Origin of the sequence: Devosia yakushimensis (genome assembly GCF_030159855.1) — a bacterium.
GTDB classification, from domain to species: domain Bacteria; phylum Pseudomonadota; class Alphaproteobacteria; order Rhizobiales; family Devosiaceae; genus Devosia; species Devosia yakushimensis.
Window position 1 is genome coordinate 3,442,537 of the sequence record NZ_BSNG01000001.1, and the last position, 20,520, is coordinate 3,463,056.

Genomic DNA, 20,520 nt, shown 5'->3' on the forward strand with positions numbered 1-20,520 from the left:
TTTCGCCTTGCGGGAAGTTTTGGGAGTGCTAACATTTTTCCAACTGGTCAAAATTCTTGGTAACACGTTCCCGCGTCAAGAGCCAATAAACATGACCAGCTGCGTCATATAAATATGGGAGCGAGGGGTAATCGTGTCCACTTCAACAACAGTCGCGCCGAACGATCTGAGCGCTTTCTGGATGCCGTTCACGGCCAACCGGCAATTCAAGAAATCGCCGCGCATGTTTGTTGCGGCCAAGGACATGCATTACACCACTGCCGATGGTCGCCAGGTGCTCGATGGCACGGCGGGGCTCTGGTGCGTCAATGCCGGCCATGCCCGCCCGCTGATCGTCGAGGCCATCGCCAAGCAGGCCGCCGAGCTCGATTATGCGCCCGCCTTTCAGATGGGCCATCCCAAGGCGTTCGAATTGGCCAATCGGCTGGTCGATATTGCACCCAAGGGGCTCGATCATGTGCTGTTCACCAATTCGGGTTCTGAGTCGGTCGAAACCGCGCTCAAGGTGGCGTTGGCCTATCACCGTGTCAAAGGCGATGGCAGCCGTTTCCGGCTGATCGGCCGCGAGCGCGGCTATCATGGCGTCAATTTTGGCGGCATTTCGGTGGGCGGCATCGTCACCAACCGCAAGATGTTCGGCACGCTGCTGACCGGCGTCGATCATCTGCCGCATACCCATAACCTTGCCAAGAACGCCTTTACCAGGGGCGAACCCGAGCATGGCCTCGACCTGGCCGATGAGCTCGAACGCATCGTCACCCTGCACGATGCTTCCACCATTGCGGCCGTCATTGTCGAGCCGGTCGCCGGCTCGACCGGCGTGCTGATCCCGCCCAAGGGCTATTTGCAGCGCCTGCGCGACATCACCAAAAAGCATGGCATTCTGCTGATCTTTGACGAGGTCATTACCGGCTTCGGGCGGCTGGGCACCCCCTTCGCCGCCGATTATTTCGGCGTCACGCCCGATATCATGGTCACCGCCAAGGGCCTGACCAATGGCATTATCCCGATGGGCGCCGTGCTGGTGTCGCCGGAAATCCACGATGCCTTCATGGGCGGGCCGGAACACGTCATCGAGTTCTTCCATGGCTATACCTATTCGGGCAATCCGGTGGCTTCGGCTGCCGCGCTCGCCACGCTCGAAACCTATAAGCAGGAAGACCTGCTGACCCGCGGCGCTGAGCTCGCACCCTATTTCGCCGATGCCCTGCACTCGCTCAAGGGCGAGCCGCATGTCATCGATATCCGCAATATCGGGCTGGTCGGCGCCATCGAGCTTGACCCGATTGCCGGCTCGCCCACCAAGCGCGCTTTCTCGGCCTTCCTCGCCGCCTATGAAAGCGGCTTCCTGATCCGCACCACCGGCGACATCATCGCGCTCTCGCCTCCGCTGATCATCTCCAAGGGCCAGATCGACGAATTGATCGACGGTATTCGCACCGTGCTGCGGGGGATTGCATGATGAACATTATCGAGAACGCCGTCGCCGGAAAACGCTATGTCTCAACCGGCCGCCGCGTGCCGGTGTTCAATCCGGCTACCGGGGAAGTCTCGGCCGAATTGCCGCTCTCGACGCTGAGCGAATTGAACGATGCTGTCGCTTCGGCCAAAAAGGCGCAGGTGGCCTGGGGCAATACGCCGCCGATGAAGCGTGCCCGCGTCATGTTCAAGTTCAAGGCGCTGCTCGATCAATATGCCGATGACCTGGCCCGCGAAATCTCCCGCGAGCATGGCAAGGTGCATGACGACGCGCTGGGCGAAGTCGCCCGCGGCATTGATTGCGTGGATTTTGCCTGCGGTATTCCGCAACTCTTGAAGGGCGAGTTCAGCCGCAATGTCGGCCCCAGCATCGATTCCTATTCCGACCGCCAGCCGCTTGGCGTCGTCGCCGGCATTACCCCGTTCAACTTCCCGGCCATGGTGCCGATGTGGATGTACCCGGCCGCCATCGCCTGCGGCAATGCCTTCATTTTGAAGCCATCGGAACGCGATCCATCTGCCTCCATGTTAGCCTGGAACCTCTTTATGGAAGCCGGGCTCCCCGAAGGCATTCTCAATGTCGTCCATGGCGACAAGGAAATGGTCGACGGGATACTGGACCACCCCGATATCAAGGCCGTCTCTTTCGTCGGCTCGACCCCAATCGCCGAATATGTCTACCAGCGCGGCACCAAGGCCGGTAAGCGTGTGCAGGCCCTTGGCGGCGCCAAAAACCACATGGTCATCCTGCCCGATGCCGATCTCGATCAGGCCGCCGATGCCTTGATGGGCGCGGGCTATGGTTCGGCCGGCGAGCGCTGCATGGCCATTTCGGTGGCTGTCCCGGTGGGCAAGGACACCGCCGATGCGCTGGTCGCCAAGCTCAAGCCGCGCGTTGAATCGCTCAAGATTGGCCCCGCCACCGACAAGGACGCCGAAATGGGTCCGGTCGTCACCAAGATGCACCGCGACAAGATTGTTGGGTACATCGATTCCGGCGTCGAGCAGGGCGCTGATCTGGTTGTGGATGGCCGCGGCTTCACCTTGCAGGGCTATGAAGGCGGCTATTATGTCGGCGGCACGCTGTTCGACAATGTCACCCCGGACATGACCATCTACAAGGAAGAAATCTTCGGCCCGGTCCTCTCGGTGGTGCGTGCGAACGACTACAATGCGGCGGTCAAGCTGATCAACGAGCACGAATATGGCAATGGCACCGCCATCTTCACCCGCGACGGCGACGCCGCCCGCGAATTCGCCGACAAGATCGAAGTGGGTATGGTGGGCATCAACGTCCCCATCCCGGTGCCGGTCGCCTACCATTCCTTCGGTGGCTGGAAGCGCTCGCTGTTCGGCGACCACTCCATCTACGGCCCCGAAGGCGTCCACTTCTATACCCGCCTCAAGACCGTCACCACCCGCTGGCCCGCCGGCATCAAGGGCGGCGCCGAATTCTCGTTCCCGAGCGTCAAATAATGCGTATCTCGCTCGAGGTTCATCCGCCCGGCGATCAACCGGATACGAGCGGCCTGCGGGACGGTGTGTTTGTTGAGATTTATCTCGATGCCGTAGGACGAGATGAACTCGTGCGTGAGCTACAGGCTATGAATTGGGACGACGGTCCCCGTAGTAACGAGCACTTCCATCTTTACTCCAACAAGTGGGGTGGAAGTGGTCTGACTGAAGAGCGTCGAGACCCTAACAGTTTTGTCTGTCGCGGCCTCAAAGTCTATCTCCGTCCGGAGGGCGAACCCCTTTGGCCGGCCCAATCCGATAAGGAATAGCCCCATGTCTGCCCCCGGAGAAAACCTCAAGATCAATGGCGACCGTCTGTGGGACAGCCTCATGGATATGGCCAAGATCGGGCCGGGCATTGCCGGTGGCAATAATCGGCAGACGCTGACCGATGCGGATGGCGAGGGCCGCCATCTGTTCCAGCGCTGGTGCGAAGCGGCAGGGCTCAGCATGAGCGTCGACAAGATGGGCACCATGTTCGCCACTCGCGACGGCACCGACCCCGATGCCCTGCCGGTCTATGTCGGCAGCCATCTCGATACCCAGCCCACTGGCGGCAAATATGATGGCGTGCTGGGCGTTTTGGCCGGGCTCGAAGTCATCCGCTCGATGAACGATCTGGGCATCAAAACCAAGCACCCCATTGTCGTCACCAATTGGGCCAATGAGGAAGGCGCGCGCTTTGCGCCGGCCATGCTGGCCTCGGGCGTGTTCGCCGGAATGCACACCATCGACTACGCCTATGGCCGCAAGGACATGGACGGCAAGACCTATGGCGAGGAGCTCCAGCGCATCGGCTGGCTGGGCACCGAAGACGTCGGCGCGCGCAAAATGCATGCCTATTTCGAATATCACATCGAGCAAGGCCCGATCCTTGAATCCGAGAACAAGCAGATCGGCGTCGTTACCCATTGCCAGGGCCTGTGGTGGCTCGAATTCACCCTGACGGGTAAGGAAGCCCATACCGGCTCGACCCCCATGGCCATGCGCGTCAATGCGGGCCTTGCCATGGCGCGGATCATCGAGGCGGTGCAGGCCATTGCCATGGAAAACCAGCCGGGCGCGGTGGCCGGGGTCGGCCAGGCAAAGTTCTCGCCCAATTCGCGCAATGTGCTGCCCGGAACGGTGGTGTTCACCGTCGATCTGCGCACGCCCGACCAGGGCAAGCTCGACCGCATGCGCGCAGCCATCGAGGCCAAGGCCGCCGAGATTTCGGCTGATCTAGGCGTGGGCTGCTCGGTCGAAGCCGTCGGGCATTTTGATCCCGTCACGTTCGACCCGACCCTGGTCGCCCGGGTCCGCAAGGCCGCCGAAGATCTGGGCTATAGCCACATGAACATCATTTCCGGCGCCGGGCACGATGCCTGCTGGGCCGCCAAAGTGGCGCCATCCACCATGATCATGTGCCCCTGCGTCGGCGGGCTCAGCCACAATGAGGCGGAGGAAATCTCCAAGGAATGGGCAGCGGCCGGTGCCGATGTGCTGTTCCACGCAGTTGTCGAAACGGCGGAGATCGTGGAGTGACGCCTTTCAGCTAAATATATGACCGCGCCCCCATTCTGAGGGGAAGAAGGGGCGCGGGACCCGGCATTTCAGAGGGAACGGAAATGAGCAAAGTCATCAAGAACGGCACGGTCGTTACCGCCGACCTGACCTACAAAGCCGACGTTAGAATCGACGGCGATATCATCGTCGAGATCGGCCCCAATCTATCCGGCGATGAGGTGCTCGACGCCAGTGGCTGCTATATCATGCCCGGCGGCATCGATCCGCATACCCATCTCGAAATGCCCTTCATGGGCACCTATTCGGCCGATGATTTTGAATCCGGCACCCGCGCGGGCCTGGCCGGTGGCACCACAATGGTGGTCGATTTCTGCCTGCCCAATCCCAATCAGAGCCTGCTTGAGGCGCTGCAAATGTGGGACAACAAAACCGGCAAGGCCAATGCCGATTATTCGTTCCACATGGCGATCACCTGGTGGGGCGAGCAGGTGTGGAGCGAAATGGCCGAAGTGGTCGATCGCGGCATTACCAGCTTTAAGCATTTCATGGCCTATAAGGGCAGCCTGATGGTCAATGACGACGAGATGTTCTCGTCATTCCAGCGCTGCGCGGATCTCGGCGCGCTGCCCTTGGTGCATGCCGAAAATGGCGACGTTGTCGCCGCCATGACCGCAAAGCTCCTTGAAGCTGGCAATAACGGCCCCGAGGGCCATGCCTATTCCCGCCCGCCGGAGGTGGAGGGTGAAGCCACCAATCGCGCCATCATGATTGCCGATATGGCCGGCGTGCCGCTTTATGTGGTCCATGTCAGTTGCGAGCAGGCCCATGAAGCCATCCGCCGCGCCCGCCAGAAAGGCATGCGCGTCTATGGCGAGCCGCTGATCCAGCATTTGACACTGGACGAGAGCGAATATTTCAACCCCGATTGGGACCATGCCGCCCGCCGCGTCATGTCGCCCCCCTTCCGCAACAAGACGCATCAGGATTCGCTGTGGGCAGGCCTGCAATCAGGCTCGCTCTCGGCCGTTGCGACCGATCACTGCGCTTTCACCACCGATCAGAAGCGCAATGGCGTGGGCAATTTTTCCAAGATTCCCAATGGCACGGGCGGGCTCGAAGATCGCCTGCCGATGCTGTGGACCAAGGGGGTCAATACCGGCCGGCTGACCATGAATGAGTTCGTCGCCGTCACCTCCACCAATGTCGCCAAGATATTGGGCCTCTACCCCAAAAAGGGCGCCGTGCTGGTTGGCGCCGATGCCGATCTCATCGTCTGGGACCCGGCGCGCAAGAAGACCATCACAGCCAAGGCCCAGCAATCGGTCATCGACTACAATGTCTTTGAAGGTTTTGAAGTCACCGGCCTGCCCCGCTATGTGCTCAGCCGCGGCAAGGTCTCGATCGTCGAAAACGAGATCAGGACCGAGCCGGGCCATGGCAAATTCGTCGGCCGCGAAGCCAAGAACCCGGTCAACCGGGCGCTGAGCCAATGGAAAGATATCGTCGCCCCGCGCAAGGTCGAACGCTCCGGCATTCCGGCGACGGGGGTTTGATGGCTCTCCTCCCCCACCACTTCCTGACCTGTTGAGAAAGGCCCGCCCTTGTCCGTGACGACCGACCCTTCTGCCGCCATCACTGACAAGGCTCCGCCTCAGGCGGTGGTTTCTGCCGCCGGGCTCGGCCTCACCTTCAAGACCAATGACGGGGACGTCGTTGCGCTCAGCGACGTCAATCTCTCCATTTCCAAGGGCGAGTTCGTCTCCTTTATCGGCCCCTCGGGCTGTGGCAAGACCACATTTTTGCGCACCATTGCCGATCTCGAACAGCCGACCTCGGGCACGCTGACCATCAATGGGCAGACGCCGGAAAATGCCCGCAAGGACCGGGCCTATGGCTATGTGTTTCAGGCACCGGCGCTTTATCCCTGGCGCACCATCGAGAAGAACGTGGCACTGCCGCTCGAGATCATGGGCTACAACCAGCCCCAGCAGGCCGAGCGCATCAAGCGCACCATGGACCTGGTGAACCTGTCCGGCTTTGAGAAGAAATACCCCTGGCAGCTCTCGGGTGGCATGCAGCAGCGCGCCTCGATCGCCAGGGCGCTGGCCTTTGACGCCGATCTCTTGCTGATGGACGAGCCGTTTGGCGCACTGGACGAAATCGTGCGCGATCATCTCAATTCCGAACTGCTCAAGCTGTGGGAGCGCACGCAGAAAACCATCTGCTTTGTCACCCATTCGATCCCCGAGGCGGTCTATCTCTCCACCAAGATCGTGGTGATGTCGCCGCGGCCGGGCCGGGTGACGGATGTGATCGAGTCAACACTCCCCAAGGAACGGCCGCTCGATATCCGCGAGACACCAGAGTTCCTCGCCATCGCGGCGCGGGTCCGTGACGGGCTGCGGGCCGGGCATTCCTATGAGGAGACGGTTTGATGGCGGGTTGCCGCGATGCCGTCTTCCCTTCTCCCCTTGAGGGAGAAGGTGCCCGAAGGGCGGATGAGGGGTCTCTTTCTGTGGTTCTGGCATGGGATGGCGCGGAACCCCTCACCCTGACCTTTCTGCTGAACGCAGAAAGGTCGTCCCTCTCCCTCAAGGGGCGAGGGGAAGAAAGATGACCCGCACCTTCCCCATTCTCATTGTCCTGCTCGCCATCGTGGCCGTCTGGTATGCGGCCGCCATCGGCATGAACGCGCCATGGCAGAACGATGTCTATCGCCGTGGCGACATTACCAATGTCCCTGCCACCCAATTCGTGCTCGATACCTGGAACCAGGAAAAGCCGGTGCTTCCCACCGCCCACCAGGTCTTCGGTGAGCTATGGAATTCGACCGCGCTCGTCGCCCCCAACAAGCCGCGTAGTCTGCTGTTCCACGCCTGGGTCACCTTCTCGGCGACCGCGCTCGGCTTTGCCATGGGATCGGTTCTGGGCATCTTGCTGGCCGTGCTGATCGTGCACAATGAGGCGATGAACCGCTCGCTGATGCCCTGGATCGTGGCCAGCCAGACCATTCCGATCCTGGCGCTGGCGCCGCTGATCGTGGTGATCGGCTTCAATATTTTCACCGGCACATTGGGCGTTCCGACCGATCCGGCGCGGCTGATCAGCAAGGCGATCATTTCGGCTTATCTGAGCTTTTTCCCGGTCGCGGTCGGCATGGTCAAAGGGCTGCGCAGCCCCGAAGCGATCCAGCTTGATCTGATGCATACCTATAATGCCTCGCCCGGCCAGACCTTCTGGAAGCTGCGCTGGCCGGCCTCCGTGCCCTTCCTCTTTGCCTCGCTCAAGGTGGGCGTAGCGGCGAGCCTGGTCGGCGCTATCGTGGGCGAATTGCCCACCGGGGCAGTGGCCGGGCTCGGCGCGCGGCTGCTGGCCGGCTCCTATTACAGCCAGACTGTGCAGATCTGGGCAGCCCTGGTCGCCGCCTCCATCCTCGCCGCCGTATTGGTGCTGGCTATCGGCCTCGTCGAAAAGCTCGTCAACAAGAGCATGGGGGCGCGACCGGCATGAGCCAGCTGCAATTCTATCTGGCGCTTGTGGTGGGTGGTCTCTGTGCCGCAGCTTTTGCCCTGAGCTTTACGACGCCCTTTGAAGCCGGGCTGTTGCTCAAGGCGTTCCTGGCTCTGGGGACGCTGTCGCTGATCCGCTTCTTTATCCCCCTCGGGCTATGGGCCGATGGCGCCTTTGCCGTGCTGGGCGCGGTTGCCCTGCTCACCAGCATTGGCGTCTTTACCCCGGCGCCGCCGTTTTTCTGGATGGCGCTGATTGCGGCGTGGCTGTTTGCCTGGCTGTTTGTCGAACGCCTCTCCAAGGCCATTGCGCCGGGCTATGCCGACAATGCCGGGCTGGGCCTGCTCATTCCGGTGGTGTTCGGGCTCACCATCCTGGTTGCCTGGGAAGTCATCACCCGCGCCGGCAATGTGCCCCAGGTCATCCTGCCGCCGCCCTCGATGATCTGGGCGCGCATCACCAATTCGGTGCCGACCCTGTTGGCCGATTTCCAGCAGACCTTCAAGGCCGTGCTGATCGGCTATGCCTTGGGCTGCGGGCTGGGCTTTGTCGTCGCCATTCTGATCGACCGCTCGCCTTTTCTCAAATCAGGCCTCTTGCCGCTGGGCAATTTTGTCTCGGCGCTACCCATTGTGGGCGTTGCGCCCATCATGGTCATGTGGTTCGGCTTTGATTGGCAATCCAAGGCTGCGGTCGTTGTTATCATGACCTTTTTCCCCATGCTGGTGAATAGTGTGGCGGGGCTCAACGCATCCTCGACAATCGAGCGCGATCTGATGCGCACCTATGCTGCCGGCTATTGGCAAACCCTTATGAAGCTGCGCCTTCCCGCTGCGGGGCCCTTCATATTCAACGCCCTCAAGATCAACTCGACTCTGGCCTTGATCGGCGCAATCGTAGCGGAATTCTTCGGGACGCCCATTGTGGGAATGGGTTTCCGGATCTCAACCGAAGTCGGCAGAATGAATGTCGATATGGTGTGGGCCGAGATCGCGGTGGCGGCTGTCGCGGGATCGGTCTTCTACGGGGTGATTAGCCTGATGGAACGGGGCGTCACCTTCTGGCATCCGTCTGTGCGCGGTGCATAGGCGGGGCAAAACTCAGGGGAAAGTCGAAGATGAAGAAACTTCTTATCGGCACAATGGCGGGCGCAATGGCGCTGGCCGCAGCAGCAGGCGGGGCTCAGGCGCAGGATAGCGTGACGCTCCAGCTTAAATGGGTTACCCAGGGGCAGTTTGCCGGCTATTACGTGGCCCAGGCCAAGGGCTTCTATGACGAAGAGGGCCTCACCGTCGAAATCAAGCCGGGCGGCCCCGATATCGCCCCCGAACAGGTGATTGCCGGCGGCGGCGCCGATGTCATCACCACCTGGATGGCTGCGGGCCTGGCTGCCCGCGAACGCGGCGTGGCTTTGGTCAATATCGCCCAGCCGTTCAAGAATTCGGGCCTGTTGCTGACCTGCCGCAAGGACGAAGGGGTGGAGACCACTGCCGACTTCCCCGGCAAGACGTTAGGCGTGTGGTTCTTCGGCAATGAATATCCCTTCTATGCCTGGATGGCCAAGCTGGGCCTTTCCACCGAAGGGGGCGCCGATGGCGTCGAAGTGCTGAAGCAAGCCTTCAACGTTGATCCGCTGATCCAGAAACAGGCCGCCTGTATCTCGACTATGACCTATAATGAATATGGCCAGGTGCTGAAGGCGGGCCTCACGCCCGAAGAGCTGACCGTCTTCAACTATCGCGATGAAGGCGTGGGCATGCTTGAGGACGGGCTCTATGTGCTCGAAGACAAGCTGGCCGATCCGGCCTTTGTCGCCAAGATGACCAAGTTCGTGCGGGCCTCGATGAAAGGCTGGGAATATGCCCGCGCCAATCCCGAAGAAGCCGCCCAGATCGTGGTCGACAATGACTCGACCGGCGCCATGACGCTGGAAGACCAGATCTATCAGGTCAGCGAAATCAACAAGCTGACCGAAGGCTCGACCGGCGTGCTCGACGAGGCCGATTACCAGCAGACCGTCGATACGCTGCTGTCGGCCGTGTCGCCGGACAATCCGGCCATCACCAAGGCGCCCGAAGGGGCGTTCAGCCATGTGGTGACCGACGGGCTGTAAGGCTTGAGTTGAATGAATGGAGGCGGGGAGCGATCCCCGCCTTTTTTTGTTTAGGGAGGGGGTACCCCCTCCTAGCCTCCCCCTGATAGGGGGAGGGATCTCTCCACTCTTGGGGCGGGATCGAGTCACAAACACCGAACGGTCCCTCCCCCTATCAGGGGGAGGCTAGGTGGGGGTATCCCCTAGTTAAAGACTCTCCGGCATTTGAACTGGCCAAACTCGACCCAGCCGGTGGCGAGCACTTCGCCCTTAAAACTCACCCAGCATTCGTCCAGCGACACGGGCGAACCAGCGCCGGTCAGCAGAACCGCATTGCCATGCCGCACGGCGGTCGCCTGTTGCGCGTCCAGCCGGATTTCCGGCAGATCGGTAAAGCCGGCCGAAACACTTTTCAGCAAAGCGTCGCGTTCGCTGATATCCAGCGCTTCAAGTTGCTCGATGGTCAGTGCATCCGTATCGTTGAACGGCCCGACGGCGCCGCGGTGCAGCATGGAGACATGGCCGCGTGTGCCCAGCGCTTCGGCAATATCGCGCGCCAATGAGCGCACATAGGTGCCCTTGCCGCAGGTGACTTCGAGCACCGATTTTTCCGTGCCATGCGACAGCAGTTCGATAGCGTCGACATCGATCTCGCGTGGTGCCAGTTCCACGCTCTCGCCGGCCCGGGCCAGATCATAGGCGCGTTCGCCATCGATCTTGAGGGCGGAGTAGATCGGTGGGCGTTGCAGGATGGTGCCGGTGAAACGCGGCAGCACTGCAAGCAGCGCGGCTTGGTCGGGCCGAACGTCAGAGGTCGCCACCACGCTGCCCTCGGCATCGTCAGTCGTCGTGGCGCTGCCCCATTGAATGGCGAAGCGATAGACTTTGGTGCCGTCCTGCACCTGGGGCACGGCCTTGGTGGCCTCGCCCAGAGCGATGGGAAGGATGCCGGTGGCCAGGGGGTCGAGCGTGCCGGCATGGCCGGCCTTGGCCGCGCCGAACAGCCAGCGCACCTTGCCCACGGCCTGGGTCGAGGTCATGTCATAAGGTTTGTTGAGAACGACCCAACCGGAAATAGTGCGCTTGATGCGCTTGGGCGCGCTCAATGGTCGGTCTCGTCCTCGTCGCCATCGAGATCGCGCTGCACCCGGTCGGAGCGAAGCAGGGAATCGATGCGGCTGGCTTCCTCGAACGTATCGTCGACGAAGAAACGCAATTCGGGGGCGAATTTCATATTGATCTGCGGCGCCACGCGGCCACGGATGAATTTGCGATGGCGATTGAGCGCCGCAACGATTTCCTCGGCATGCAGCCCTCCCAGGGGCATGACATAGGCATTGGCGATCTTGAGATCGGGCGTCATGCGCACTTCGGGCACGGTGATGACGGCGCCGCGCAGGGCATCGTCCTCGACATCGCCGCGCGCGAAGATCGCCGCCAGGGCATGGCGGACGAGTTCGCCGACGCGCAACATGCGCTGGCTGGGGCCAATTGGCTTGTTATCTTTGCTCATGGCGGGGAATTAGGCCCTCGCCGCGCCCCCGTCAATCCGCCAGTGTGAGACTGACTTCGGCCTGAAGCTGGCGCGAGCGCTCTTCGACCAGTTTGGTCGCCACCGGCCAGCTCGCGGGCTGGGATGGATCGAAGGCCGGACCACGCCAGGCCTGGTAGAAGACAGCGACGCCCTTGGCGCTTTTGCGGAAGCTCATGACCGCCACCTCGCCCTGGCCGGCAAACCCTTCCAGGCCATCGAAAAAAGCACCGCAGGCAAAGCCGAGCGGCGCCAGCTCGTCGCCGCTATCCTGGCCGAATTGGAAGAAGGCCATGGTATCGGGCTGGCAGGTCTGGCCATAGCCAGCCATGACGCTGCGGCGGAACCCCACCAGCGTACCGCTGGTCTGTTCCTGCAGGTGGGCGCCGAAAGCGGTCTGCCAATCGGTCCGGGTCTGGCCCTTGGGACGGATATCGAGCTTAATCTGGCCGTTTTCGACGGAATAGCTGAATTCGACCAGCGGCCGGACGTCGCCCGAGCTGACATCGCCCGGATTGATCCAATCGGGCAGCGGCATGGCCAGGCGCTGGCCGGGCACATCAAGCAGCAGCTTGCTGTCGGCGGCGCTCAAGACCGGTTCGGGAGCCGCCTCCTGCGCCATAGCCGGAAACGCCAGCAGCAAGGCGCCGGTGAGACCGGCGGCCAGCATGAACGGTTTGCCAATAGACAAGAGGGCACTCCTCACCCGAATTCCGCAACACACAATTGCAACGCCCGCCCCCGCTGGCGCCACTTTCCAGCAAGGATTAGGGGGCAAAACCGGTGCCCGGCAAGAGGCAAAGCGGAATGGTGGCGCCGAAGGGCGCCTTGTGCTGTTCCGGTGCAACACTTGTGGCCGAAATCAGGCGCGCTGGCTGCGGCCGGCATCGCGTGGCCCCTCGGGCAGCAGGCGATGGGGCGGCTGGTGGCCATCCATGAAGGTGCGGATATTGACGATGACGGTCTCGCCCATCTCGATACGCGCCTCGAGCGTGGCCGAAGCCATATGGGCAGTCAGCACGACCTTATTGTCCTCGGCCAGGGCCAATAGGCGTGGATCAATGCCATGCCGGTTTTCGAAAACATCGAGCGCCGCCCCGCTCAGATGCCCGTTTTCAATCTGGGTGACCAGCGCCGCCTCGTCGATCAATTCAGGCCGCGAGACATTGACCACGAAACTGCCCGGCTTCATGGCCATCAGCCGTTCGGCGGACAGAATGTGAAAGGTCTCACGGGTATGGGGCGTATGAAGAGAGACGATATCGACGACGCCCAGCATGGCATCGAGATCGTCCCAATAGGTGGCTTCGAGCGGCGTCTCTATGGCCGGCGGGCGGCGATTGCGGGAAAAATAATGGATGTGCAGGCCGAAAGCCTTGGCCCGCTGCGCAACCGCCGTGCCGATGCGCCCCATGCCGACAATGCCCAGCGCCTTGCCGCGCAAGCGATGCCCCAGCATGGAGGTGGGCGACCAGCCGGCCCAGACGCCATCGCGCACCAGCATCTGGGTACCTTCGACCAGCCGGCGCGGCAGAGCCAGCATCAGCACCATGGCCATATCGGCAGTGTCTTCGGTGAGCACGCTTGGCGTATTGGTGACGGTGAGCCCGGCCGCCCAGGCGGCCTCGACATCGATATTGTCGACGCCATTGCCGAACTGCGCAATGAGGCGCACCGATTTGGGCAGCCGGGCAACCAGATCGGCATCGATGCGATCGGTAATGGAGCTTACCAGCACATCCTTGCCGGCCAGTCCTTCGATAATATCATCGGCGGTGAGGGTAACATCGCCTTCGTTGATATCGGTTTCGAACAACGTCGCCATCCGCGCCTCGATGGATTCGGGCAGGCGCCGGGTGACGAGAATCTTGGGTTTGGAGCTGGTCATCAAGTTCCGGAAGCGAGGCTGGGCAGGCTTGTGGACAACCCCGCCTTCAGCGACCATTAAGGATCATGGCGTAGTGATAGGGCAAATCCAGACCTTCTGCAAAGTCATGTTTGACGAGACCTCCGGCGCGCTGCGCGTCCGCCATATTCAGCTACCCAAAAGCCTCGTCCTCCGCATTCTGATGGTTTGCCTGGCGCTGCTGACGATGGTCTGCGCCACGCCGGCCTGGGCGCAAGCGGACAATCCCAGCGGGCTGCCCCTGCCGCGTTTTGCCAGCACGCGCTCCACCCCGATCAATGTGCGGGTGGGGCCGGGCACTAAATATGACGTGGCCTGGACCTATCTCAAGGCCGGTGTGCCGGTCGAAATCATCCAGGAATTCGATACGTGGCGGAAAATCCGCGATGTGGATGGCGACGAGGGCTGGGTGCACCAGAACCTGCTCTCGGGAACCAGGGCCGGCTATGTCACCCCGGTCATGGCCAATGGCGAAATCGACCTGTTGGGCAGCAAATCGGACGATGCCGGTGTGCGGGCCCGGCTGGGGCCGGGGCTCCGCGTACAGATCAAGGAATGCGACGGAGACTGGTGCGAAGTCAGCGCCTCCCAGGGCGACGAGCACCGCGCCTATTCAGGCTACCTGCGCCAGGAAGAGATCTGGGGCGTCTACCCCGATGAGGAATTCGATTAGGAGTTCATGCCCATAGCGATACTCTCGCGCGATAGCTCCTCTCCCACAATCGCTTCCTCGGGCTTGACCCGAGGATCTTTCGGGAGTGACCCTCGGTCGAGCCCGAGGAAGCGGCAGTGGGTGGGCGAGATCAATGCCCGCACCGCTCCGCCCAAATCAATCCAATTCCGCCACGGCATTGGCCGTCTGGCGGGCAATGCGGGCCGCTTCGCCCTGTTTGGGGCAGGAGGCGCAATAGGCCTTGGGTTCGATGAGATAATCGAGACAGCAGCCCTTGCGCGTCACGATAACCACCTCACGGCCACCACTCACCCCAATCCGGTCGAGGCGGCCCTGGCCGCTCGATCCCAATGCGGCCAGCCATTGCTGCCCATAGCCTTCCGCCGCTGCGGCGCTGACCTCCTGCCATTGCGGCAGGCGGGCGATGATGGAGAGCATGCGATCGGCCAGGAGGCGCTTTGCCGGTAATGGCTTGAGCCGGACCAGGACATTGATTTCATCGAGCAGGGCGGCGGTGAAGGGCTGCAGGGACGCGGCGGCCAAAGCGATCAATTGCTCGGTTGAGCCAGCCTGGTGCGGGCCGGCCGGCAGGCGATAGCCATCGGCATAGATGCCATCGACACGCTGCGACAACTGGCCGAGATCAGGCATGGCGCCGTGGATATGGGCGGCGATAACAGCAAGATAGGCGGGTTGCCAGAGGAAGTTGGTCCAGAGGCGGACGGCCCAGAATGCCGGGCCCGCCGCGGGATAGGTTTCGGCCAGCCGGGCATGAAGCTGAGCCAGCACGGCCGAATTGTCTTCGCCTGGCCGATACCAGCCCGGCCGGTGACCACCCGGCGCTCCCTTCATGAAGCCGGTGACGCGCGCCGCGGTGGCGATGAGCTGGGCGGTCTGCGCCGAAGCGTCGTCCGGGGCAAAAAGATAATTTCGTGTCTTCACCGGACGAGCCTAGCGCCACGACGCCGGCGGCGGAAGCGTCAAGCCGCCGCCCGCGCCGCTGCAATGGTGGCGCGCACCGCGTTCTCGTCGGTCACGGTGATTTCATATTCGCGCTCGATGGCCGTGCCACCCATGCCGACATGGGGATTGCGGAAGGCCATGGTGCTTTTGAGCGTCTTGAGGGCGGCGAAATGCATCTCATCGACGCCAGTGGCGCGGCGCACCTGGGCGATATTGTCCTGATCGAGGGCACCGCAGGCCATGATGACGATGCGGCCATCGGCAATGGCGGTGGTGTCCTTGAGGATGTCGACGCCTTCAAGAGCGGTGTCACGCTGCCCGCTGGTCAAGACGCGATCGACCCCGGCGCGCACCAGGGCCTCGATAGCGGCGCGGTAATCATGCGTCATGTCGAAGGCGCGGTGGCAGGTGACCTTGAGGGGGCGGGCGGCATCGACCAGCGCCTTGGTGCGCGCTTCATCGATCTCGCCATCGGCAGTGAGGCACCCGATGACGACACCGGCCACGCCCAGCTCGCGCATGGCCTTGACGTCCTCGAGCATGCTGGCGAATTCGAGCTCGGAATAGAGGAAATCGCCGCCGCGCGGACGAATGATGACGTGGAAGGGAATAGTGGCGACGCGCAGGGCTTCGCGCACCACGCCCAGGCTGGGCGTCAGCCCGCCTTCGAGCAGGCTCGCGCAAAGTTCCACCCGGTCGGCACCCGCATTTTGGGCCGCGACCAGCCCATCGGTGCCTTCGACGCAGATTTCAATCTTGAACGGATGGCGCGGCATCACTGGTCTCCTATTGGTACGCATTGGATAGCCTTCCAGACCCCGGCCAGCAAGGTCAATCTACCATTCCAGATTTGCCTATATTTTAGGCATACGTAATAGTTGAGCGGTAAAAATTGACGATCTGTCAACGAATTGGGCGCAGGCTTTTGGCATAATCTAGGCTAGCTGGGAGGCTTATTATGCGATCCCATCGTGCTTCATGGGTTCGTGACGACCGAGCGACGTCTGCCATAGAATTCGCTCTTCTGACGCCGGTCTTTGTGCTGTTGCTCACCGGCATGCTCGCCTACGGGATTTATTTCGGGGCGGCCAATTCTCTGCAACAGCTGACGGCCGACGCGGCGCGCACCGCGATAGCCGGGTTGAACGAGACCGAGCGGAACCGGCTGGTCGAGACCTATCTCGACAATAATGCCGACGGGTACATGCTGATCGATAGCGCGCATCTGACCTTCGATATCCGCGACGACACCAGCGATCCGACGCAATATCTGGTGACCTTGCACTACGACGCTTCGGAACTGCCGATCTGGAATCTCTATGTACCCCTGCCGCTGCCCAATGCGCAGATGGCCTATAGTTCGACCATTCGCAAGGGCGGCATATGACTCTATGGCGGCGATTTATTGCCAGCCAGCGCGGCAATATGGTGGTGATGTTCGCGGCCGGCTTTGCCGTTTCCGCGGTCGTGGCGGCTTTTGCGGTGGATGCCGGCGGGCTCTATTACGAACGCCGGGCGGTGCAGAATGGGGTAGACCTGGCGGCGCTCGAAGCGGCGACCAGTGCCGCCACGGCGCAAAGCGTTGCACACAAATCCCTGCAGAATGCGGGGCTGATGACTGCCGCCTCCCAGGCAGGGCTGACGGTGGTGACCGGCCGGTACAATCCCGACCCGGCCGTCGCCGCCGCCAACCGCTTCGTTGCCAATGCCACGCCGGTCAATGCAGTGCAGGTGTCATTCAGCAAGCCGGGTACGCTTTATTTCGCCAATGGCTGGACCGAACCGCCCACGATCAGCGCCTCGGCCATCGCAACTGTCACCCCGCAGGTGGCGTTTTCCGTGGGGTCGCGGCTGGCCAAGGTCGAAGGCGGGGCCATCAATGGTGTACTCAACGGGCTGCTCGGCACCAATATCGCGCTGACGGCGCTGGATTATAATGGCCTGGTCGGTGCGCAGGTCGATCTCTTTGCCTTTCTCGACAGGCTTGCCATCAAGATGGGCGTCAATGTCGGCACCTATAACGATCTGCTGGCCATGCGGGTGGACCATGGCAAGCTGGCGGCGGCGCTGGCCGATCTCCTGGTCGGAACGCAGCAGACGGCTATGCGCAAGCTGGCCAATGCGGCTGGAAACAATGGCACTTTGCCACTCGGCCAGTTGCTGCGCCTGGGCGGGCTGGGTGATTTCGATATCGGCACCGGCGCGGCCAATGGCCTGTTCACCAAGATTTCCGCGCTGGACCTGCTCTCGGCCAGCGCGGCCCTAAGTGATAGCAAGCATCAGGTCAATATCGGCCTGAACCTGAATGTACCGGGCCTGCTGGGTCTGACCACCACCGTTGCAGTGGGCGAGCCGCCCCAAGGCGGCAGCTGGTACGCTATCGGCCCGCTTCAGACGGTGGTGCGCACCGCCCAGGTCCGTGCAAGAATTGTCGCCAAACTCAAGCTGGACCTGCTGGGGCTTTTGCCCATAGTCGACGTCAATCTTCCGCTCTATCTGGAAGCGGCCCATTCGGAGGCCATTGCCAGTTCGGCCACCTGCCCCACCAGCGCAAACCCGCATGGCAGCGCGACCATCCTGGCGCGGCCAGGCGCGTTGCGTCTTATCCTGGGTGAAGTCAACGAGAATACGTTTGGCGCCTTCAACTCCATACCCAATATCGGGGTGGCCACGTTGATCAGGCTGAATATCATTCTGGCCAATATTACAGTGACTGCTGTCGCCCGCGCCGAAATTGCGCAGGGAACCCCCGTTGCCTTGAACTTTTCGTCTGCCGACATCGCTGCGGGCACCATCAAGACCGCCAAGACCACCACCATCATCACCTCATTGATGGGATCGCTCCTGGGATCGCTCAGGCTCACCGTAATAGGCATCGGACTGGACCTTATCACCGGCTTGCTGTCGGCGCTGCTGACGCCGCTGGGTCCCGTACTCGACCCGGTTATTGCCGGTCTGCTCAAGGCCCTGGGCGTGTCCATCGGCGAGGCCGACGTGAAGGTCTATGGCGTGCGCTGCACCCATCCGGTGCTGGTCGGCTGACACCCCAAAATCACCAAACTTCAAACCCCTTGACAGCTGCGCTTAGTGTGCTACAAAACTAACACACTACATAGGCACAACACATGGATGATTTTCACACCAGCCAGCCGATCTTCGTGCAGATCCGGCAGCGGCTTATCGAGATGATCCTGCGCGGCGCTGCGGCGGAAGGGGATGCCCTGCCATCTGTGCGCCAGATTGCCGGGGACCTTTCGGTCAATCCGCTGACGGTTACCAAGGCATTCGAAGCTCTGGTCGATATCGGCGTGGTGGAAAAGCGAAGGGGACTGGGCATGTTCGTCAAAACCGGGGCGCGAGCCGAATTGCTCGCCCATGAGCGGGAGAAATTCCTCAAGGAGGACTGGCCCCGCATTGCCGCCCAAATTGCCGCGCTCGAATTGGACGTGGCCAGTCTGCTCGCCAAAATTCCCACTCCTCCTCCCGCACAAGGGCTGATCAAAAATGACTGATCTTTCTGTTTCGGTCGAACCCATCGTCTCGGCCCGTGGCCTGCGCAAGAAGTTCGGCGGCAAGGAAATCCTGCATGGGCTGGATTTCGATATTCCACCCGGCCGCATCTATGGCCTGATCGGGCATAATGGCGCCGGCAAGACCACCACGCTCAATGCCATGCTGGGCCTAACCAATTGCGAAGGCACGATCCGAGTCCTGGGGGAAGATCCCTTCGCCAAGCGCGCCAAGCTGATGGAGAATGTCGCCTTCATCTCTGACGTGGCGAGCCTGCCGCGGTTCATGCGGGTGCGGGAACTGTTTGCCCTGCTCTCCAATATCCATCCCAATTTCAGCCAGGCCAAGGCGCAGAGCTTCCTGGCTGGCACCGACATCAAGCCTGAGATGAAGATCAAGACCCTCTCCAAGGGCATGATCGCGCAATTGCACCTGGCCGTGGTGATGGCGATCGACGCCAAGCTGCTGGTGCTGGACGAACCCACGCTGGGGCTCGACATCACCTATCGCAAACGCTTCTACCGGCGGCTGCTGGAAGATTACATGACCGAGGAGCGCACTCTGCTCATCACCACCCACCAGGTGGACGAGATCGAGTTCATGCTGTCCGACATCATGTTCATCCGCGATGGCGAACTGATCCTGCATATGCAGATGGAGACGGTGAACGACAAGTTTACCCAATTGGTCGTCAACGATCCGGCCCAGCAGGCCGCGGCCCGGGCACATGAGCCGGTCTACGAGGAAACCCGGTTCGGCCAGACCGTCATGATCTTCGACGGAGTCGACCGCGCCGTGCTCGAACCCTTCGGCACGCTTTCGACGCCGACGCTGTCGGACCTGTTCGTTGCGCTGATGCAGCGGCCCACCGCCAATCCGGAGCCGGCCCAATGAAGGCTTTCATTGCCCTGGTGCGGCGCGAATTCATCGAACACAAGGGGGCCTTTCTCTATGGCCCCCTGCTGCTGGTCATCCTGCTGTTCGGCGCCACGGTGCTGGCCTTTACGGTGGGGCGTGTCGATGCGCGTTTTTCGGGCGCCATGTTCACCGTCGCCCCGCTGCGCATCTACGAGCTCGGCTTTCTGGGCTTCGGCGTTGCCTGGTCGCTCTATCTCACCGGCACCTTGTTCTTCTATTGCGCCGATGGCTTTGCCGCCGACAAGCGCAACAATTCCATGCTGTTCTGGAAATCCATGCCGGTCAGCGATTTCAAGATGCTGCTGAGCAAGCTGACGGCGGCCGTCACCATCCTGCCGGGCACGGTCTTTGCCGTGGCGCTGCTGAGCGGATTGCTGCTCTATGGCGTGGCCTTTGTCACCACCATGATCAATGGCACGGGCAGTTTTACCGCGCTGGGCAATATCGCGGTGGTCTATGGTCATGTGGGGCTGGCGATCCTCGTCACCATCGTTTGCGGATTATTGTGGTATCTGCCGTTCATGGCGCTGGTCGGCGCCTTGGCCACCGCCATCGGCCGCTGGGCCATTCCGGTATCGCTGCTGCTGCCCTCCATCGTGGCCATGCTGGAATGGGTTACCCTTGGGGGCCTGCATCCCTTCTCCACCCATACCTGGGACTATCTGGGCTATCGCACGACCTTCACCCTGGTCGAGGACGGCTATGTCGACGTCTGGTTCATCGGCAAGGAGCCGTTCAACGCGATCAGCTACACCACCGACCTCATTGCCCGGATGGATTGGCCGCAGGTGGGCATTGGCGTGGTTTTCGCGCTGATCTGCCTCTATGTGGCGAGCGAATATCGCCGGCGCAGCAATGTGAACGGGTAGGGCGGAGACGTTTGGAGGGTAATCCACTGAGTCATTCCGGCGCAGGCC

At 61.7% G+C, this 20,520-nt stretch carries 20 protein-coding genes; 14 read left to right on the forward strand and 6 right to left on the reverse strand.

Translation table 11 applies throughout. From position 1 onward, the window contains the following. Positions 1–181: 181 nt before the first annotated feature. From aptA to QQL79_RS16650, 8 genes are all read left to right on the forward strand, one after another. Positions 182–1,462, forward strand: a complete 1,281-nt coding sequence (gene aptA, locus QQL79_RS16615; protein WP_284392913.1) for an omega-aminotransferase AptA — start codon at positions 182–184, stop codon at positions 1,460–1,462. Beyond that, on the forward strand, positions 1,462–2,955 hold the full coding sequence (locus QQL79_RS16620) for a CoA-acylating methylmalonate-semialdehyde dehydrogenase (RefSeq protein WP_284392914.1): 1,494 nt from the start codon (positions 1,462–1,464) through the stop codon (positions 2,953–2,955). Before aptA ends, QQL79_RS16620 begins: the two co-directional genes overlap by 1 nt. A 312-nt stretch (positions 2,956–3,267) precedes the next feature. Further along, positions 3,268–4,518 (forward strand): Zn-dependent hydrolase, encoded by a 1,251-nt coding sequence (locus tag QQL79_RS16625; protein WP_284392676.1) that lies wholly within the window; start codon positions 3,268–3,270, stop codon positions 4,516–4,518. Positions 4,519–4,601: 83 nt separating this feature from the next. Then, positions 4,602–6,053 carry a dihydropyrimidinase gene (gene hydA, locus QQL79_RS16630; RefSeq protein WP_284392677.1) on the forward strand — a complete coding sequence of 484 codons (1,452 nt, stop codon included), beginning with the start codon at positions 4,602–4,604 and terminating at the stop codon, positions 6,051–6,053. Between the two features lie 54 nt (positions 6,054–6,107). Then, positions 6,108–6,935, forward strand: a complete 828-nt coding sequence (locus tag QQL79_RS16635) for an ABC transporter ATP-binding protein (RefSeq protein ID WP_370461257.1) — start codon at positions 6,108–6,110, stop codon at positions 6,933–6,935. A 178-nt stretch (positions 6,936–7,113) separates the two neighbouring features. Further along, a complete protein-coding gene (locus QQL79_RS16640; protein ID WP_284392678.1) occupies positions 7,114–8,010 on the forward strand; it encodes an ABC transporter permease in 897 nt (298 codons plus the stop codon). 245 nt (positions 8,011–8,255) lie between these two features. Beyond that, positions 8,256–9,098: an ABC transporter permease gene (locus tag QQL79_RS16645; RefSeq protein ID WP_284392917.1), complete on the forward strand. Its 843-nt coding sequence runs from the start codon at positions 8,256–8,258 to the stop codon at positions 9,096–9,098. A gap of 29 nt (positions 9,099–9,127) precedes the next feature. Continuing rightward, entirely contained in the window at positions 9,128–10,123 is a 996-nt protein-coding gene (locus tag QQL79_RS16650) for an ABC transporter substrate-binding protein (protein ID WP_284392679.1), read from the forward strand. Positions 10,124–10,305: 182 nt separating this feature from the next. On the opposite strand, the gene truB is transcribed toward QQL79_RS16650, so the two are convergent. The 4 genes from truB to QQL79_RS16670 form a co-directional block, all read right to left on the reverse strand. Beyond that, positions 10,306–11,208 carry a tRNA pseudouridine(55) synthase TruB gene (truB, locus tag QQL79_RS16655; RefSeq protein WP_284392680.1) on the reverse strand — a complete coding sequence of 301 codons (903 nt, stop codon included), beginning with the start codon at positions 11,206–11,208 and terminating at the stop codon, positions 10,306–10,308. After that, positions 11,205–11,615: a 30S ribosome-binding factor RbfA gene (gene rbfA, locus QQL79_RS16660; protein ID WP_284392681.1), complete on the reverse strand. Its 411-nt coding sequence runs from the start codon at positions 11,613–11,615 to the stop codon at positions 11,205–11,207. Before rbfA ends, truB begins: the two co-directional genes overlap by 4 nt. 31 nt (positions 11,616–11,646) lie before the next feature. Next, complete coding sequence (locus QQL79_RS16665; RefSeq protein WP_284392682.1) at positions 11,647–12,324, reverse strand: hypothetical protein; 678 nt, start codon at positions 12,322–12,324, stop codon at positions 11,647–11,649. 171 nt (positions 12,325–12,495) lie between these two features. Then, complete coding sequence (locus QQL79_RS16670) at positions 12,496–13,521, reverse strand: 2-hydroxyacid dehydrogenase (RefSeq protein WP_284392683.1); 1,026 nt, start codon at positions 13,519–13,521, stop codon at positions 12,496–12,498. A 181-nt stretch (positions 13,522–13,702) separates the two neighbouring features. Here QQL79_RS16670 and QQL79_RS16675 point away from each other — a divergent pair, with 181 nt between their 5' ends. Next, entirely contained in the window at positions 13,703–14,212 is a 510-nt protein-coding gene (locus QQL79_RS16675) for an SH3 domain-containing protein (protein ID WP_370461258.1), read from the forward strand. Positions 14,213–14,368: 156 nt separating this feature from the next. Here QQL79_RS16675 and QQL79_RS16680 read toward each other — a convergent pair whose 3' ends face one another. Beyond that, on the reverse strand, positions 14,369–15,154 hold the full coding sequence (locus QQL79_RS16680) for a siderophore ferric iron reductase (protein ID WP_284392686.1): 786 nt from the start codon (positions 15,152–15,154) through the stop codon (positions 14,369–14,371). 38 nt (positions 15,155–15,192) lie between these two features. Continuing rightward, complete coding sequence (locus QQL79_RS16685) at positions 15,193–15,951, reverse strand: copper homeostasis protein CutC (protein WP_284392687.1); 759 nt, start codon at positions 15,949–15,951, stop codon at positions 15,193–15,195. Between the two features lie 182 nt (positions 15,952–16,133). Between QQL79_RS16685 and QQL79_RS16690 the strand changes: the two genes are divergently transcribed. The 5 genes from QQL79_RS16690 to QQL79_RS16710 all read left to right on the forward strand — a co-directional run bounded on the left by QQL79_RS16690 (position 16,134) and on the right by QQL79_RS16710 (position 20,472). Beyond that, positions 16,134–16,562: a TadE/TadG family type IV pilus assembly protein gene (locus tag QQL79_RS16690; RefSeq protein WP_284392688.1), complete on the forward strand. Its 429-nt coding sequence runs from the start codon at positions 16,134–16,136 to the stop codon at positions 16,560–16,562. Beyond that, a complete protein-coding gene (locus QQL79_RS16695) occupies positions 16,559–18,217 on the forward strand; it encodes a TadG family pilus assembly protein (protein WP_284392689.1) in 1,659 nt (552 codons plus the stop codon). Before QQL79_RS16690 ends, QQL79_RS16695 begins: the two co-directional genes overlap by 4 nt. Positions 18,218–18,300: 83 nt before the next feature. After that, complete coding sequence (locus QQL79_RS16700; RefSeq protein ID WP_284392690.1) at positions 18,301–18,687, forward strand: GntR family transcriptional regulator; 387 nt, start codon at positions 18,301–18,303, stop codon at positions 18,685–18,687. Next, positions 18,680–19,579 carry an ABC transporter ATP-binding protein gene (locus QQL79_RS16705; protein WP_284392691.1) on the forward strand — a complete coding sequence of 300 codons (900 nt, stop codon included), beginning with the start codon at positions 18,680–18,682 and terminating at the stop codon, positions 19,577–19,579. The genes QQL79_RS16700 and QQL79_RS16705 overlap by 8 nt, the downstream gene beginning before the upstream one ends. Then, positions 19,576–20,472, forward strand: a complete 897-nt coding sequence (locus tag QQL79_RS16710; RefSeq protein ID WP_284392692.1) for a hypothetical protein — start codon at positions 19,576–19,578, stop codon at positions 20,470–20,472. Before QQL79_RS16705 ends, QQL79_RS16710 begins: the two co-directional genes overlap by 4 nt. Positions 20,473–20,520 lie beyond the last annotated feature (48 nt).